We start from the raw sequence: 18,168 nt of genomic DNA, 5'->3' as shown, positions 1-18,168 counted from the left end.
GCACCAGCTGAAGCGCGCATTCCGAGTGTGATGCGTAGACGTCGCTAGAATGGAGTGGTGCGCGCAGGCGCACCCTCCACTTCGACCGCGGCTGCACCACGTGCCGGCCGCCTCGCGAGGAACGTCACGGAACGGAATCATGTCTGATCACACTCCCATCACGGGCGAGATCGTCGACGGGCTCGTCGACGATGCTCTGCAAGCGATCGAGGCCGCGGCGACGACCGACGAACTGAAGCAGGTTCGAGCCGCACACAGCGGCGATGGTTCGCCGCTGGCCACACTCAACCGATCGATCGGCGGTCTGCCGAAAGAGCAGAAAGCCCAGGCCGGCAAGCTCGTCGGTCAGGCACGCGGCCGAGTGAACAAGGCCTTCGCCGTGCGCGAGAGCTCACTCGCCGCCGCTGAGAAGGCCGAGCGGCTGGCAGCCGACACCGTCGACATCACCGCCGCCGCCAGCATCCATCGCACCGGATCCCGCCACCCCCTCAACCTGCTCGTCGAGCAGGTCAGCGACGTCTTCGTCGGCATGGGGTGGGAGATCGCCGAAGGGCCCGAGATCGAGAACGAGTGGTTCAACTTCGACGCGCTGAACTTCGACGCCGACCACCCCGCTCGCGCAATGCAGGACACCTTCTTCGTCGAGCCGGTCGACCGGCATCTGCTGATGCGCACCCACACCTCTCCTGTGCAGGTGCGTTCGCTGCTGACACGCGACCTGCCCGTCTACGTTCTGGCTCCGGGGCAGGTGTACCGCACAGATGAGCTCGACTCGACGCATACTCCCGTGTTCCACCAGTTCGAGGGGCTCGCGGTCGACCGAGGGCTGACGATGGCCGATCTGCGCGGCACGCTCGAGCACATGGCGCGCATCATGTTCGGCGACGACGCACGCATTCGCCTGCGCCCCAGCTACTTTCCCTTCACCGAGCCCAGCGCCGAACTCGACGTCTGGTACCCGGGGGCCAAAGGCGGCCCGCAGTGGGTCGAATGGGGCGGCTGCGGCATGGTTCACCCCAACGTGCTGCGTGCGGCGGGCATCGATCCCGAGGCATACTCAGGCTTCGCGTTCGGCATGGGCGTCGAGCGCACGCTGCAGTTCCGCAACGATGTGAATGACATGCGTGACATGGTCGAAGGCGATGTGCGCTTCAGCGAGCAGTTCGGGGTGATTATCTGATGCGGGTTCCATTGAGCTGGCTCGGCGAGTTCGTCGAGCTGCAGAGTTCCGAACCGGATGCGGTGCTGGCCGCGCTGGTCAAAGTCGGGCTCGAAGAAGAAGACGTGCACGCGTTCGAAGTCAGCGGCCCGCTCGTCGTCGGCCAGGTGCTCGAGGCGACGCCCGAGCCTCAGACCAACGGCAAGACCATCAACTGGTGCAGTGTGCGTGTGGCCCCTGAAGGCCAGCAGGCTGCTGACGGCGGCGAGTCGGTGCGCGGCATCGTCTGCGGCGCGCACAACTTCGTGGTGGGTGACAAAGTCGTCGTGACGCTGCCCGGCAGCGTGCTGCCCGGTGACTTCCGCATCGCGGCGCGAAAGACGTACGGCCATGTCTCTGACGGCATGATGGCCAGCGCGCGCGAGCTCGGTCTGGGCGAAGACCACGACGGCATCATCGTTCTCGCCGATCTGGGGCTCGACCCCGAGGTCGGCACGCCGGCGATTCCGCTGCTCGGCCTGGACGACCGCGCGGTCGAGATCAATGTGACGCCTGATCGTGGCTACGCTTTCTCGATTCGCGGTGTGGCCCGCGAGTACGGTCACGCGACCGGCGCGGCCTTCGTCGACCCGGTCGATCGGGTGGGCACACCCGTGCTCGCATCCGGCTTCTCGGCCGAGATCGACGACCGGCAGCCGATTCGCGGTGCGGCCGGCGTGCGCAGCTTTGTGACGCGCGTCGTCGACGGCGTCGACGCCAGCGCTCCGACGCCCCCGTGGATGCTGGAGAGGCTGACATTGGCCGGCATCCGATCGATCTCGGTCATCGTCGACATCACCAACTACGTCATGCTCGAGACAGGGCAGCCGATCCACGGCTACGATCTCGACCGACTCGACGGCGGGCTGGTGGTGCGTCGCGCACAGGCCGGCGAGAAGCTGACCACGCTCGACGACAAAGAGCGCACCCTCGACCCTGAAGACCTGGTCATCGCCGATCATGCTCATGCCATCGGCCTGGCCGGAGTGATGGGTGGTGCGGCCACCGAGGTGAGCGAGACCACGAAGCGTGTGCTCGTCGAGGCTGCGGCGTTCGAGCCGGTCTCGATCGCCCGCACCGCCCGCCGACACAAACTGCCCAGTGAGGCTTCGAAGCGCTACGAGCGCGGAGTCGATCCCGCCATCGCCCCGGCGGCTGCGCAGCGCGTCGTCGACCTGCTGGTCGAACTCGCCGGCGGAACGGCCTCCGAGATCGGATCGGCCTACCTGCCCGAGCTGCCCAAGACGACGGTGCAGCTGCCGGTCGACGCTGCGGCCGCGCTGACCGGCATCGACGTCACCCGTGACGAAGTGGTGTCGATTCTGCGACAGATCGGTGCCCAGGTCGTCGACAACGGCGACGTGCTCGAGGTCACTGCCCCCACCTGGCGCCCTGACATCACCGAACAGGTCGACCTGATCGAAGAGGTCGCCCGCATCGCCGGCTACGAGCGCATTCCGGTGCGCCTGCCGGTGGCCCCTCCGGGGCACGGCTACACGGCTGCTCAGCAGGCTCGTCGGCGGCTGGCCCGGCATCTGGCCGGTGCCGGCTACACCGAAGTCTTCAGCTATCCGTTCGTCTCTGCAGCGCAGAACGCACTGTTCGAATCGGCAGAGGTGGCGTCGGTCGCCCTGGCGAACCCGCTCGATGCTAAAGAGGGCCTTCTGCGTCGGCTCGTGCTGCCCGGTCTGCTCGAAGTGGCCCGGCGCAACATCAGCCGCGGGCTCACCGACCTGGCGATCGTGGAGCAGGAGCTGGTCTTCCGACCCGAAGCAGGGCAGCAGACGGGGTCGCCGCAACTGCCGATCGGCACGGCGCGTCCCGATGCGGCCACGCTGCAGGCGCTTTACGAGAGTCTGCCGCCACAGCCGCGGCACATCGCCGCAGTGATCGCCGGCAACAGCATCGCGCATCAGCCCGGCACCAAGGCGCTCCCTGTCGACTGGCAGGAGGCCAGCGCGTTCGTGGCACAGGTGGGTCTCGCCTTCGGCGTCACGCTCAGCCTGCGTCAGGCCGCGTTCGTCGGTCTGCATCCCGGGCGCGGTGGCGAGGTCGTCGCCTCGACGGCCGAGGGAGAAGTCGTCGTGGGCTTCGCAGGCGAGCTGCATCCTGACCACGTCGCCGCGATGAAGCTGCACGGACGCATCGCCGTCGCCGAGATCGACATCGATGCTCTGCAGCGCATCGCCCCGGCTCAGGTGCACGCCGCGCCGGTGCGCACGCAGACGGCGGCCACACAGGACCTCTCTCTGGTCGTGCCGCTCGACACTCCGGCGGCTCAGGTGCGGGCTGCCGTCACCGAAGGCGCCGGCGACCTGCTCGAACACGTGCAGTTGGTCGACGACTATCGCGGAGACGGCGTCGGCGAGGGCGAGAAGTCGCTCACGTTCGCTCTGCGCTTCCGCGCGGCCGACCGCACACTGACCGCCGCAGAGGCGACCGAGGCGAAGGACGCCGCGGTCGCGCTGGCGGCCGAGCGCTTCGGTGCGCAGCTGCGGGCCTGACGTAAGGTGAATGTCATGTCGATCTCTGTAGCCGTCGCCGGAGCCAGCGGGTATGCGGGCGGAGAGCTGCTTCGGCTGCTCTCGTCGCACCCGCAGTTCGAGGTGCGCACGGTCACCGCTCATTCGAACGCCGGGCAGCGCCTCGGTGACATCCACCCCCACCTGCACCGTCTCGGAGACCTCGTGCTCGCCGACACGAGTGCCGAGAACCTCGCGGGTCACGACGTGGTCTTCGTGGCCCTGCCGCACGGCAAGAGCGGCGAACTCACTGATCGGCTGCCCGACAACGTGGTCGTCGTCGACGCCGGGGCCGATCATCGGCTGATCGACGAAGACGACTGGAACCGCTTCTACGGCGGCGACTATCACGGGGCCTGGACCTATGGTCTGCCAGAGCTGCCACGTGAAGGCGGCCGTCAGCGCGACTGGCTGCGCGGGGCGACTCGAATCGCCGCTCCGGGCTGCAACGTGAGCGCGATCAGCATCGGGCTGGCGCCCGCCGTCGCGGCAGGCCTGATCGAGACCGACGACTTGGTCGCCGTGCTCGCGGTGGGTCCCTCCGGCGCCGGGCGTTCGCTGAAGCCGAACCTGCTTGCCAGCGAGATTCTCGGATCGGCCAGTGCGTACGCCGTCGGCGGCACCCATCGCCACATCCCCGAGATCCAGCAGGATCTGCGTTGGGCCGCCAGCGCTCCGGGCGAGATCTCGACGCAGGACATCCGCATCTCATTCACCCCCGTGCTTGTGCCGATGGCCCGTGGAATCCTGGCCACCTCGACCGCACGGCTGTCTGCGGGCACCACGATCGGCGACCTGCGCGACGCCTACGAAGCCGCTTACGAAGACGAACGCTTCGTCGAACTGCTGCCCGCCGGCCGTTTTCCGGCGACCGCATCCGTGCTCGGCTCCAATGTCGCCTCGCTCGGCATCGCCGTCGACGAGGCCGCCGGGCGGCTCGTCGCCGTCTCAGCGCTCGACAACCTGGTGAAGGGCACCGCCGGTGCCGCCATTCAGTCTGCAAACATCGCCCTGGGCCTTGACGAGGCCGCCGGGCTGCCCATCGAAGGAGTCGCTCCGTGACCGTCACCACACCAGCAGGATTCGAGGCGGCCGGCGTGGCCGCCGGCATCAAAGCGAACGGACACCGCGATCTGGCGCTCGTCGTCAACCGCGGTCCGCGCTTCGATGCCGCTGCGGCGTTCACCACCAACCGGTGCCAGGCGAACCCAGTGCGCTGGAGCCGCCAGGTCGCGGCCGACGGGCGCGTCGACGCCGTCGTGCTGAACTCCGGCGGTGCGAACTGCTACACCGGCGAGCAGGGCTTTCAGACGGCTCACGCGACAGCAGAGGCGGTCGCCGAACAGGTCGGCGTCTCAGCCGGCGACGTCGTCGTCTGCTCGACCGGTATCATCGGCCATCAGCTGCCGCTCGACAAACTGGTCGGCGGCGTGAGCGCTGCCGCTGCCGAGCTCTCGGCAGACGGCGGCAGCCTGGCCGCCGAAGCCATCCTCACGACTGACACTGTGGCCAAAGAGGTCGCTGTGCGGCATCCCGACGGCTGGTCGATCGGCGGCATCGCCAAGGGGTCGGGCATGATCGCCCCGGGCATGGCCACCATGCTCGTCGTGGTCACCACCGATGCCGTGATCGAGGCCGCCGAACTGCAGCAGGCGCTCGACGAAGCCGTGCGACACACGTTCAACCGCCTCGACGTCGACGGCTGCATGTCGACCAACGACACGGTCACCCTGCTGAGTTCTGGCGCCTCGGGCGTCAGCCCTGCGCACGCGGAGTTCGTCGCCCGGCTGACCGAGGTCTGCGACGTGCTGGCCGCCAAGATCCAGGATGACGCCGAGGGCGCTTCGCACACCATCGACATCGAAGTGCAGCATGCGGCAGACGAGGATGACGCGATCGAGGTCGCCCGCGCCGTGGGACGCAGCAACCTCTTCAAGACCGCCATCGCAGGCAACGATCCGAACTGGGGACGGGTCCTCGCGGCTGTGGGCACGACTCAGGCCGCGTTCGACCCCTTCGACATCGACGTGACGATCAACGGCACCCGCATCTGCCATGCGGGCCAGCCCGATCGCGACCCCGCCACCGTCGACCTGACGTCTCGCGCCGTGCATGTGCTGATCGACCTGAAGTCAGGCGAGACGACAGGTATGGTGCGCACCAGCGATCTCACCCATGAGTACGTCGAGATCAACAGCGAATACGAGAGCTGATATGACTGAGCATCTCTCTCTGGCCGAAGACGCTGCGCTGGCCGAAGTCAAGACCGCCACGCTGATGGAGTCGCTGCCGTGGCTCCAGAAGTTTCACGGCGAGACCTTCGTGCTGAAGTTCGGCGGCAACGCGATGGCCGACCCAGCGCTGATCGACGCGTTCGCTCAGGATGTCGTCTATCTGAGCATGGTCGGCATTCGGCCCGTCGTGGTGCATGGCGGCGGCCCGCAGATCACGCAGATGCTGGAACGGCTCGGCATTCCCACCGAGTTCAGGGTCGGGTACCGCTACACCTCACCCGAAGCGATGGACGTCGTGCGCATGGTGCTCACCGGGCAGATCTCTCGCGATCTGGTCGGGCGCATCAACCATTACGGTCCGTTCGCCGTCGCCATCTCAGGCGAAGACGCCGGCCTGTTCACGGCCGAGCGCATCACGGGAAACGACCACGGCAGGTCTGTCGATCTGGGACTCGTCGGCGAGGTCGTCGGCGTGCAGCCGCAGATCGTGCGCGCACAGCTCGACGCCGGGCGTGTGCCGGTCGTCTCGTCGATCGCACCAGAGGGGGAGTGCGGCGCCCAGCCGCTGAACGTCAACGCCGATCGGGCCGCCTCGGCCCTCGCCGTGGCGCTCGGCGCAGCCAAGCTCGTGCTGCTGACGAACGTCGGAGGGCTCTACCGCGACTGGCCGGATCCCACCAGCCTGATCTCGCAGATGACGACCGATGAGCTCGAACAGATGCTGCCGAGCCTCGAGAGCGGCATGATCCCGAAGATGCGCGCCTGCCTTGACGCCGTGCGCGGCGGCGTTCCTCAGGCGCACGTGGTCGACGGGCGACGTCCGCACTCGGCGCTGCTCGAGATCTTCACCCAGTCGGGTATCGGAACGCTCGTCACCCCGGCGCCCGACGCGACAGCCCGCGCCGAGACGAACGACGCATCGGCCGAGCGACGATGATGCGGGACCGCCTCGACTGATCGGTCGTTCACGGCGGCCCCGACCATCGCATCCGCCCACCCATTGCGCAACGCACTCATTCACCGCACAGGAGCACATCACACACATGGCAGACTGGACCACTGACTATCAGGAGCATCTGCTTCCCGTCTTCGGCACCCCCGCACGCGAGCTCGACCATGGTCGAGGAGCATGGGTGTACGACGTCGACGGCAATCGGTATCTCGACTTCCTGGCCGGCATCGCCGTCTCGGCGCTCGGCCACGCCCACCCCGCACTCGTGCGCGCGATCAGCGAGCAGGCCGCTCGCATCATCCACGTCTCGAATCTGTTCACCTCACCGTCTCAGATCGGTCTCGCCGAAGACCTGCTGCGTGTCGCAGGCAACCCCGAGAACGGCCGCGTGTTCTTCGCCAACAGCGGCACCGAGGCGAACGAGGCGGCTTTCAAGATCGCTCGCGCCCATGCGCGTCAGGGCGGCGGCACTCGCATTCTCGCGCTCGAGCATGCCTTTCACGGGCGCACTCTCGGTGCCCTCAGCGTGACATGGAAGCACAAGCTGCGCGAGCGCTTCGAGCCGCTTGCGAGCGAGGTCGAGTTCATCCCGGCGACGCTCGACGCGCTCGACACCATCGACGACTCTGTCGCTGCGATCTTCGTCGAGCCAGTGCAGGGCGAGGCCGGTGTGCTGCCGCTTCCCGAAGGGTACCTGCAGAAGGCCCGCGAGCTCACGACACAGGCGAACGCACTGCTCATCGTCGACGAGGTGCAGACCGGCATGGGCCGCACCGGCAGCTGGTTCGCGTTCCAGCAGTCGGGCATCATGCCAGACGTCTTCACGCTGGCCAAGGGGCTCGGCGGCGGGGTGCCGATCGGTGCGACCGTCACCGTCGGAGCGGCCAGCGGCATCCTGCATGCCGGCGACCACGGTTCGACGTTCGGCGGCAACCCGCTGGCGACGACCGCGGGTCGCACGGTCATCAACTCGATCGAGAGCGAGGCCCTGCTCGACAACGTGCGACACCAGTCACAGCACCTGCACGACCTGCTGCCGACGCTGCGGCTCGTCACGGGTGTGCGCGGCATGGGGCTGCTGCTCGGTGTGCAGCTGGAGAAGCCGGTCGCGGCCGACCTCGTCGCAGCCGCCCTTGAAGAGGGGCTCATCATCAACGCACCCGATGCACAGACCATCCGACTCGCGCCGCCGCTGATCATCGGCGAGGCAGAGGTGCAGGAGTTCGGCGAACGGTGGACGAAAGCGACAGAGAGGCTCAGCGCATGACCAGGCATTTTCTTCGAGACGACGATCTGACTCCCGTCGAACAGGCCGAGGTGCTCGACCTCGCGGCCGCACTCAAAGCCGACCGTTTCTCTCAGCGCCCGCTTGAGGGCCCGCAGACGGTCGCCGTGTTCTTCGACAAGACGTCGACGCGCACCCGTGTGTCGTTCGCAACGGGCATCGCCGATCTCGGCGGCTCGCCGCTGATCGTCGAGTCGCAGTCGAGCCAGCTCGGCGGCAAGGAGTCGATCAGCGACACCGCACATGTGCTCGAGCACATGGTCGCGGCGATCGTCTGGCGCACCTACGCACAGTCAGGCCTCGAAGAGATGGCCGCGAACAGCCGCGTGCCGGTCGTCAACGCTCTGTCGGACGACTTCCACCCGTGCCAGATTCTGGCCGACCTGCTCACGATTCGCGAGCACAAGGGCGCACTCAAAGGGCTGACGCTGACGTATGTCGGTGATGCGGCGAACAACATGTCACACTCCTACCTGCTCGGCGGCGCGACCGCAGGCATGCACGTGCGCGTGGCCGGCCCGGAGGGGTATCTGCCCGACCCGAATGTCGTGGCGGATGCCGAACGACGTGCCGCCAAGACAGGCGGCTCTGTCTGGGTCGGCACCGATCCGGCTGCTGCGGTCAAGGATTCGGACGTCGTGCTCACCGACACCTGGGTGTCGATGGGGCAGGAGTCCGAGAAGGCCGAACGCCAGCGACTGTTCACCGACTACCAGGTGAACGACGAGCTGTTTGGCCAGGCGGCTGACGACGCGATCTTCCTGCACTGCCTGCCGGCCTACCGGGGCTATGAGGTCTCGGCGTCGGTCATCGACGGCCCGCGCAGCGTGGTCTGGGACGAAGCTGAGAACCGTCTGCACGCGCAGAAGGCGCTGCTGGCCTGGCTGCTGCAGCACTGAGCAGCGCAGGCCCCGACAGCTGCACAGATCGACGAGCTCTGAACGGGCCGCGGCACATCCCACTGCCGCGGCCCGTTCTGCGCATCCGGCGCGCGCCGCGGTGCACGGGCCCGACGAGACCTCTCACGTAGAATGAACACGGCCGCAGGCGCGGCATGAAGGAGCACAATGTCTGAACGCGCAGGAAAAGCCGGAGCACTCTGGGGAGGACGCTTCACTGACGGGCCGTCGCCGGCTCTCGCCGAGCTGAGCAGGTCGACACAGTTCGACTGGGTGCTCGCTCCCTATGACCTGGCAGGTTCGCACGCGCACGCGGCGGCCCTGCACCGGGCCGGCTATCTGACCGACGACGAGTACCGAGACATGATCGCAGCCCTCGACGAGCTCGGTCGTCGGGTGGCATCTGGCGCGTTCGCGGCCCAGCCAGAAGACGAAGACGTGCACTCCGCGCTCGAACGCGGCCTGATCGAGATCGCCGGGGGCGAGCTCGGCGGCAAGCTGCGTGCCGGTCGATCGCGCAACGATCAGATCGCGACTCTTGTGCGCATGTATGCCAAAGATCACGCCCGGACCATCGCAGGCCTGGTCGCCCACGTCGTCGACGCACTGCTCGAGCAGGCCGAACGCCACATCGATGACCCGCTGCCCGGTCGTACGCATCTGCAGAGCGCTCAGCCCGTACTGCTCGGGCATCATCTGCTGGCGCACGTCTGGCCGCTGCTGCGCGACCTCGACCGACTCGCCGACTGGTGCGATCGTGCCGACGTGTCGCCCTACGGCTCGGGCGCACTCGCAGGCAACACTCTGGGGCTCGATCCGCAGGCGGTCGCCGAAGACCTGGGGTTCACCTCGTCGGTGCAGAACTCGATCGACGGCACGGCCTCGCGAGACGTGGTCGCCGAGTTCTCGTTCATCCTCACGATGATCGGTATCAATCTGTCGCGCTTCGCCGAAGAGATCATCACCTGGAACACCGCTGAGTTCGACTTCGTGACTCTTGACGACGGCTACTCGACCGGCTCGTCGATCATGCCGCAGAAGAAGAACCCCGACATCGCCGAGCTCGCTCGTGGAAAGAGCGGCCGTCTCATCGGCGACCTGACCGGGCTGCTGGCGACGCTGAAAGCGCAGCCGCTGGCATACAACCGTGACCTGCAAGAAGACAAAGAGCCGATCTTCGACCAGGTGACGCAGCTCGAAGTGCTGCTGCCCGCCTACGCAGGCATGGTCGCAACGGCCCGTTTCAACACCGAGCGCATGGCCGAGGCCGCGCCCAAGGGATTCTCTCTGGCGACCGACGTCGCCGAGTGGCTCGTGAAGCGGGGTGTGCCCTTTCGCGACGCCCACGAGATCTCGGGCAAGCTGGTCGGATACTGCGAACAGCGTGGCATCGGTCTCGACGACCCCACCGACGCAGAGTACGCATCGGTGGATGCGCGGCTCACGCCCGGCGTGCGAGAGGTGCTGACCGTCGCCGGATCGGTCAACGCCCGCACCGGACGCGGCGGCACCGCGGCGGTGAACGTGCGATCCCAGCTCGAAGAGGCACCGCGAACACTGAGTGAGACGCTGCGTCGTATCGGCGTCGCCGAGCAGCAGGCATAGACAGAAAGTGACTGAAACCGTGACGGACACCCAGACCGAACTCGCGCCGCAGCGCATCGACGAGTCATTCGACTCCATCGTCGACGAGCTCCAGTGGCGGGGGCTCATCTCAGTGAGCACCGATCTCGACGACCTGAGAGCTTCTCTCGCCGCCGGCCCGATCCGCTATTACTGCGGGTTCGACCCCACTGCGGCGAGCCTGCACCTGGGCCACCTCGTGCAGCTGCTGCTGATGCGTCGTCTGCAGCTGGCCGGCAATACGCCGTACGCTCTGGTCGGCGGGGCGACGGGACTCATCGGCGACCCGCGGCCAACCGCTGAGCGCACGCTGCACTCCCGCGAACAGGTCGGAGAGTGGGTCACACGCATCCAGCATCAGGTGTCGCGGTATCTCAGCGACGACGGTGCCAACGCGGTGCGCATCGTGAACAATCTCGACTGGACGGCTGAGCTGAGCGCGATCGACTTTCTGCGCGACATCGGCAAGAACTTCCGCGTCGGAGCCATGCTCTCGAAAGAGGCCGTCTCGAAGCGGCTGAACTCGGACGCCGGCATCAGCTACACCGAGTTCAGCTACCAGGTGCTGCAGGCCAATGACTTTCTCGAGCTGTTCCGTCGTGAGGGAGTCACTCTGCAGAGCGGCGGCCAGGATCAGTGGGGCAACCTCGTCGGCGGTGTCGATCTGATCAGGCGTGTCGAGAAGCAGTCGGTGCATGCGATGGGCACGCCGCTCATCACGAACTCCGACGGCACCAAGTTCGGCAAGAGCGAAGGCAACGCCATCTGGATCGATGCCGACCTGACCGCGCCGTACGCGTTCTACCAGTTCTGGCTGAACACCGACGACGCTGACGTGATCGAACGGCTCAAGGTCTTCACGTTTCTGACTCGAGACGAGATCGCGGAGTACGCACAGAAAGTCGCCGACGAGCCGTACAAGCGTGAGGCGCAGCGTCGCCTGGCGTTGGAGGTCACCGCGCTGGTGCATGGGCTGGACGCCACGCTTGCGGCGATCGACGCCTCGGCTGCGCTCTTCGGCAACGGCGACCTCATGACGCTCGACGAAGCCACGCTGATCGCCGCGCTGGCCGAGCTGCCCTCCGCGACCGTCGCACCGGACACCACGGTTGCTGCGGCACTGGTCGAGACAGAGCTGGTGAAGAGCCTGGGCGAAGCCCGACGTGCGATCTCTCAGGGAGGGGTCTCGGTCAACAACGAACGGGTCGCCGACCCAGAGGCCACACTGGCAGACCAGTCGCTGCTGCACGGGCGCCATGCGGTGCTGCGACGCGGCAAGAAGACACTGGCCAGCCTGACTGTGGCATAGACACACGCAGCAGCACCCGGCCCGTCACCGGTCGAAAGGGAGTCGTCACCACTGGTGGCGGCTCCTTCTTCGTTTTCCAGGTGTCTCTGGTCTGAGGAGGGATGAGACCACCTGGCTGCAGGTGGCTGTGGTGCAGGCCGTTCCGAGAGTCCCGACTCGCGGGAGAGTGCCTCTGTGGGGTTGGTGGTGTTCGACACGCCCGGGTGGGTGGTGTGGTTTTGGGTGGTTGGTGGGGTGTGGGTATTGTTTCTTCTTGTCACCCCAAAGGTGCTGGGATCTGTAGGGTTCTGGGCCTCAAGCGGGGGCCGCTCATTGTGTTGCTGGGGCCGTTTGGTTTTGGTGTATGGTGGGTGTCTGTGTTGCTTGGTTGTTTGCGTGTTGGTCTGGTTTTTCCGGGTTGACGTTGTGTGAATTTCTGGTAACATGGTGAAGCGCCTTGGCCGTTCTGGTCTTCTGGTTCTCCTGGTTTTGTCTGGGTGTTCTGGTTTGACTTGGTGGATGGTTGTGGTAAGCTGGAAAAGTTGCGCCGGCAGGTAGTCGCCCAGGTTTGGGTGGTGATGGTTGGTTGCGTCCGATCCTTGAGAACTCAACAGTGTGCACATGTCGATGCCAATTGATTTGGATTGCTGGGGCCGTTTGGTTTTGGTGGTTCATGTTTTCTTTTGGTTTTATGCCATCACTTTTGTGGTGGTTTTTAGAGCCATGTCAGATTTTCTTCGGAGAGTTTGATCCTGGCTCAGGACGAACGCTGGCGGCGTGCTTAACACATGCAAGTCGAACGATGAAGCTGGAGCTTGCTTCGGTGGATTAGTGGCGAACGGGTGAGTAACACGTGAGTAACCTGCCCCTGACTCTGGGATAACTGCTGGAAACGGTAGCTAATACTGGATATGAACCGTACAGGCATCTGTAGCGGTTGGAAAGATTTTTTGGTTGGGGATGGACTCGCGGCCTATCAGCTTGTTGGTGAGGTAATGGCTCACCAAGGCGACGACGGGTAGCCGGCCTGAGAGGGTGACCGGCCACATTGGGACTGAGACACGGCCCAGACTCCTACGGGAGGCAGCAGTGGGGAATATTGCACAATGGGCGAAAGCCTGATGCAGCAACGCCGCGTGAGGGATGACGGCCTTCGGGTTGTAAACCTCTTTTAGCAGGGAAGAAGCGAGAGTGACGGTACCTGCAGAAAAAGCGCCGGCTAACTACGTGCCAGCAGCCGCGGTAATACGTAGGGCGCGAGCGTTGTCCGGAATTATTGGGCGTAAAGAGCTCGTAGGCGGTTTGTCGCGTCTGCTGTGAAATCCCGAGGCTCAACCTCGGGCTTGCAGTGGGTACGGGCAGACTAGAGTGCGGTAGGGGAGACTGGAACTCCTGGTGTAGCGGTGGAATGCGCAGATATCAGGAAGAACACCGATGGCGAAGGCAGGTCTCTGGGCCGTTACTGACGCTGAGGAGCGAAAGCATGGGGAGCGAACAGGATTAGATACCCTGGTAGTCCATGCCGTAAACGTTGGGTGCTAGACGTGGGGGCCTTTCCACGGTTTCCGTGTCGTAGCTAACGCATTAAGCACCCCGCCTGGGGAGTACGGCCGCAAGGCTAAAACTCAAAGGAATTGACGGGGGCCCGCACAAGCGGCGGAGCATGCGGATTAATTCGATGCAACGCGAAGAACCTTACCAAGGCTTGACATATAGAGGAAACGGCCAGAGATGGTCGCCCCGCAAGGTCTCTATACAGGTGGTGCATGGTTGTCGTCAGCTCGTGTCGTGAGATGTTGGGTTAAGTCCCGCAACGAGCGCAACCCTTGTCCTATGTTGCCAGCACGTTATGGTGGGAACTCATGGGAGACTGCCGTGGTCAACACGGAGGAAGGTGGGGATGACGTCAAATCATCATGCCCCTTATGTCTTGGGCTTCACGCATGCTACAATGGCCGGTACAAAGGGCTGCGATACCGCGAGGTGGAGCGAATCCCAGAAAGCCGGTCTCAGTTCGGATTGGGGTCTGCAACTCGACCCCATGAAGTCGGAGTCGCTAGTAATCGCAGATCAGCAACGCTGCGGTGAATACGTTCCCGGGCCTTGTACACACCGCCCGTCAAGTCACGAAAGTCGGTAACACCCGAAGCCGGTGGCCTAACCTTTTGGGAGGAGCCGTCGAAGGTGGGACTGGTGATTGGGACTAAGTCGTAACAAGGTAGCCGTACCGGAAGGTGCGGCTGGATCACCTCCTTTCTAAGGAGCTTTCGGAACCGTTTGGTTTCGTTGATAGTGCCTGCCAGTGTTTCCAAGAGAGCTGGTGGGTTGCTCATGGGTGGAATCATCGACATGCCTGCGTCTGGTGCATTTGAGTGTGAGTACGGTCTTCTTCGGAGGGTTTGGAAAGTGTTTGGGTGTGTTGGGTGTGGGGTGCATACTGTTGGGTCCTGGGGGATCGGGTCGGCCGCTTTTGGTGGTTGGACGGTTTTCCTTGGGCTTTGGCCCTTCTGGGCCGTGGTCTGGCTGGTCTTTGTGGCTGGTTGGGGTGCGGTGCTGGTCGTTGGTTGAGAACTGCATAGTGGACGCGAGCATCGGACACGCTCGCCTTTTGGTGGGTGTGTCGGATAGATATTTGTAGTCAATTTTGTTTGCACCATTGCGGCTGTTGTCGTGGTGGTTCGGACTGATGACACTGGTGAACATGATGAATTGATTTTGTTGTGTTCGTTACTTATGTGGTCAAGTTTCGAAGGGCAAACGGTGGATGCCTTGGCATCTGGAGCCGAAGAAGGACGTGGTAATCTGCGATATGCCTCGGGGAGCTGATAAACGAGCTTTGAGCCGAGGATTTCCGAATGGGGGAACCCAGCCGGGCTGTGACCTGGTTACTCCAGTCTGAATGTATAGGGCTGTGAGAGGGAACGTGGGGAAGTGAAACATCTCAGTACCCACAGGAAGAGAAAACAAATTTAGTGATTCCGTGAGTAGTGGCGAGCGAAAGCGGATGAGGCCAAACCGATCATGTGTGATAGCCGGCAGGTGTTGCATGGTCGGGGTTGTGGGAGTCTCCTGTCGCGCTGCTGAGCGGCGAGGGTAGTTGAATAGCATAGTTGAATGGTCTTGAATGGCCGACCGTAGTGGGTGCGAGTCCCGTAGACGAAATGCTGTGATCGCCCGGAGGAATTCCCAAGTAGCACGGGGCCCGTGAAATCCCGTGTGAATCTGCCAGGACCACCTGGTAAGCCTAAATACTTCCAGATGACCGATAGCGGACGAGTACCGTGAGGGAAAGGTGAAAAGTACCCCGGGAGGGGAGTGAAATAGTACCTGAAACCGTTTGCCTACAATCCGTCGGAGCGCCCTTGTTGGTGTGACGGCGTGCCTTTTGAAGAATGAGCCTGCGAGTTAGTGATATGTGGCGAGGTTAACCCGTGTGGGGGATCCGTAGCGAAAGCGAGTCTGAATAGGGCGTTCGAGTCGCATGTTCTAAACCCGAAGCGAAGTGATCTATCCATGGCCAGGTTGAAGCGCGGGTAAGACCGCGTGGAGGACCGAACCCACTTAGGTTGAAAACTGAGGGGATGAGCTGTGGATAGGGGTGAAAGGCCAATCAAACTTCGTGATAGCTGGTTCTCTCCGAAATGCATTTAGGTGCAGCGTCATGTGTTTCTTACCGGAGGTAGAGCTACTGGATGGCTAATGGGCCCCACAGGGTTACTGACGTCAGCCAAACTCCGAATGCCGGTAAGTGAGAGCATGGCAGTGAGACAGTGGGGGATAAGCTTCATTGTCGAGAGGGAAACAACCCAGACTACCGACTAAGGCCCCTAAGCGTGTGCTAAGTGGGAAACGATGTGGAGTTGCATAGACAACCAGGAGGTTGGCTTAGAAGCAGCCACCCTTGAAAGAGTGCGTAATAGCTCACTGGTCAAGTGATTCTGCGCGGACAATGTAACGGGGCTCAAGCACACCGCCGAAGTCGTAGCATTCGCATTTGTGACAGGCCTTCGTGGTCCAGTCGTGCGGATGGGTAGGAGAGCGTCGTGTGGGCGTTGAAGCCGCGGGGTGACCCAGCGGTGGAGGCCACACGAGTGAGAATGCAGGCATGAGTAGCGAATGACGGGTGAGAAACCCGTCCTCCGGAAGACCAAGGGTTCCAGGGCCAGGCTAATCCGCCCTGGGTAAGTCGGGACCTAAGACGAGGCCGACAGGCGTAGTCGATGGACAACGGGTTGATATTCCCGTACCGGCGAAGAACCGTCAGAGCCAACCCAGTGATGCTAAGAGCCCGAATCCTCTGGCTTGCCCTTCGGGGTGGGAAAGAGGCCTAGCGCTCGACCCTGTCTGGTGCGGCTAGCGTATCTCTGGTGTGACGCAGGAAGGTAGCCTCCGCGGGGCGATGGTTGTCCCCGTCTAAGGGTGTAGGCCGAGGAGTTGGCAAATCCGCTCCTCATGCGGCTGAGACCTGATGGTGAGACCGTATGGTCGAAGTGGGTGATCCTATGCTGCCGAGAAAAGCATCGACGCGAGGTTCTAGCTGCCCGTACCCCAAACCGACTCAGGTGGTCAGGTAGAGAATACTAAGGAGATCGAGAGAATCATGGTTAAGGAACTCGGCAAAATGCCCCCGTAACTTCGGGAGAAGGGGGGCCCGGTGATGTGATCGGATTTACTTCGTGAGCGTTGTCGGGCCGCAGAGACCAGTGGGAAGCGACTGTTTATCAAAAACACAGGTCCGTGCGAAGTCGCAAGACGATGTATACGGACTGACGCCTGCCCGGTGCTGGAAGGTTAAGAGGAAGGGTTAGCTTCGGCGAAGCCTAGAATTTAAGCCCCAGTAAACGGCGGTGGTAACTATAACCATCCTAAGGTAGCGAAATTCCTTGTCGGGTAAGTTCCGACCTGCACGAATGGCGTAACGACTTCCCAGCTGTCTCAACCATGAACTCGGCGAAATTGCACTACGAGTAAAGATGCTCGTTACGCGCAGCAGGACGGAAAGACCCCGTGACCTTTACTATAGTTTGGTATTGGTATTCGGTGCAGTCTGTGTAGGATAGGTGGGAGACGTTGAAGCGGTCACGCTAGTGGTCGTGGAGTCATTGGTGAAATACCACTCTGACTGTTTTGGATATCTAACCTCGGCCCGTGATCCGGGTCAGGGACAGTGCCTGATGGGTAGTTTAACTGGGGCGGTTGCCTCCCAAAGAGTAACGGAGGCGCCCAAAGGTTCCCTCAACCTGGTTGGCAATCAGGTGGCGAGTGTAAGTGCACAAGGGAGCTTGACTGTGAGAGAGACATCTCAAGCAGGGACGAAAGTCGGGACTAGTGATCCGGCAGTGGCTTGTGGAAGCGCTGTCGCTCAACGGATAAAAGGTACCTCGGGGATAACAGGCTGATCTTGCCCAAGAGTCCATATCGACGGCATGGTTTGGCACCTCGATGTCGGCTCGTCGCATCCTGGGGCTGGAGTTGGTCCCAAGGGTTGGGCTGTTCGCCCATTAAAGCGGTACGCGAGCTGGGTTCAGAACGTCGTGAGACAGTTCGGTCCCTATCCGCTGCGTGCGTCGGAAATTTGAGAGGATCTGTCTCTAGTACGAGAGGACCGAGATGGACCAACCTCTGGTGTGCCAGTTGTTCCGCCAGGAGCATGGCTGGTTGGCTACGTTGGGAATGGATAACCGCTGAAAGCATCTAAGCGGGAAGCCGGCCTCAAGATGAGATTTCCATACCATTTATGGTGAGAGGACCCCAGCAGAACACTGGGTTGATAGGCCGGATGTGGAAGCACCGTAAGGTGTGGAGCTGACCGGTACTAATAGTCCGAGAACTTGACAACACACATAAATTCTTTCTGTAACGATGAACGCGTCCACTCTGCGGTTCCCGATCCATGACCGGGAACCACCACAACACACCTTTTGGGGTGTGGGTGTGGGTTGAACTGAATAGTGATCGAAGCCGTTACGGCGGCCATAGCGTGAGGGAAACGCCCGGACACATCCCGAACCCGGAAGCTAAGCCTCACAGCGCCGATGGTACTGCACGGGGGACCGTGTGGGAGAGTAGGACACCGCCGGAACATTATTCACGGAAGGCCACCCCGCTAGCGGGGTGGCCTTCCGTCGTTAACCACACACACGAACGCCAATCACACACGCAACACG

At 63.2% G+C, this 18,168-nt stretch carries 9 protein-coding genes and 3 rRNA genes; all 12 read left to right on the top strand.

Annotated features, from left to right (window positions below; genetic code table 11):
• Nucleotides 1-139: 139 nt before the first annotated feature.
• Nucleotides 140-1,180, top strand: a complete 1,041-nt coding sequence (gene pheS, locus F8O09_RS08920) for a phenylalanine--tRNA ligase subunit alpha (RefSeq protein ID WP_158055044.1) — start codon at nucleotides 140-142, stop codon at nucleotides 1,178-1,180.
• Complete coding sequence (gene pheT, locus F8O09_RS08915; protein ID WP_158055042.1) at nucleotides 1,180-3,702, top strand: phenylalanine--tRNA ligase subunit beta; 2,523 nt, start codon at nucleotides 1,180-1,182, stop codon at nucleotides 3,700-3,702. Before pheS ends, pheT begins: the two co-directional genes overlap by 1 nt.
• A gap of 15 nt (nucleotides 3,703-3,717) precedes the next feature.
• On the top strand, nucleotides 3,718-4,782 hold the full coding sequence (gene argC, locus F8O09_RS08910) for an N-acetyl-gamma-glutamyl-phosphate reductase (RefSeq protein WP_158055040.1): 1,065 nt from the start codon (nucleotides 3,718-3,720) through the stop codon (nucleotides 4,780-4,782).
• A complete protein-coding gene (gene argJ / locus F8O09_RS08905; RefSeq protein ID WP_158055038.1) occupies nucleotides 4,779-5,933 on the top strand; it encodes a bifunctional glutamate N-acetyltransferase/amino-acid acetyltransferase ArgJ in 1,155 nt (384 codons plus the stop codon). Before argC ends, argJ begins: the two co-directional genes overlap by 4 nt.
• Nucleotide 5,934: 1 nt before the next feature.
• A complete protein-coding gene (gene argB, locus F8O09_RS08900; RefSeq protein WP_158031874.1) occupies nucleotides 5,935-6,891 on the top strand; it encodes an acetylglutamate kinase in 957 nt (318 codons plus the stop codon).
• A 106-nt stretch (nucleotides 6,892-6,997) separates the two neighbouring features.
• Nucleotides 6,998-8,173, top strand: coding sequence for an acetylornithine transaminase (locus F8O09_RS08895; protein ID WP_158055036.1), 1,176 nt, complete (start codon nucleotides 6,998-7,000; stop codon nucleotides 8,171-8,173).
• A complete protein-coding gene (argF, locus tag F8O09_RS08890; protein ID WP_158055034.1) occupies nucleotides 8,170-9,090 on the top strand; it encodes an ornithine carbamoyltransferase in 921 nt (306 codons plus the stop codon). The genes F8O09_RS08895 and argF overlap by 4 nt, the downstream gene beginning before the upstream one ends.
• Before the next feature lie 168 nt (nucleotides 9,091-9,258).
• Nucleotides 9,259-10,695 carry an argininosuccinate lyase gene (gene argH / locus F8O09_RS08885; protein WP_158055032.1) on the top strand — a complete coding sequence of 479 codons (1,437 nt, stop codon included), beginning with the start codon at nucleotides 9,259-9,261 and terminating at the stop codon, nucleotides 10,693-10,695.
• A gap of 7 nt (nucleotides 10,696-10,702) precedes the next feature.
• Nucleotides 10,703-12,022, top strand: coding sequence for a tyrosine--tRNA ligase (gene tyrS / locus F8O09_RS08880; protein WP_225732971.1), 1,320 nt, complete (start codon nucleotides 10,703-10,705; stop codon nucleotides 12,020-12,022).
• A 713-nt stretch (nucleotides 12,023-12,735) separates the two neighbouring features.
• Nucleotides 12,736-14,257: ribosomal RNA gene (locus tag F8O09_RS08875) — 16S ribosomal RNA — on the top strand.
• Nucleotides 14,258-14,738: 481 nt separating this feature from the next.
• Nucleotides 14,739-17,840: ribosomal RNA gene (locus F8O09_RS08870) — 23S ribosomal RNA — on the top strand.
• A gap of 126 nt (nucleotides 17,841-17,966) precedes the next feature.
• Nucleotides 17,967-18,083: ribosomal RNA gene (gene rrf, locus F8O09_RS08865) — 5S ribosomal RNA — on the top strand.
• The 16S, 23S and 5S rRNA genes sit together here, the layout of an rRNA operon.
• Nucleotides 18,084-18,168: the final 85 nt, after the last annotated feature.

It is taken from the genome of Pseudoclavibacter sp. CFCC 11306 (assembly GCF_008831235.1).
In the GTDB taxonomy this organism is placed as follows: domain Bacteria; phylum Actinomycetota; class Actinomycetes; order Actinomycetales; family Microbacteriaceae; genus Pseudoclavibacter_A.
The sequence above is the reverse complement of the archived record's forward strand: the minus strand, read 5'-3'. Positions and strand labels throughout refer to the sequence as shown.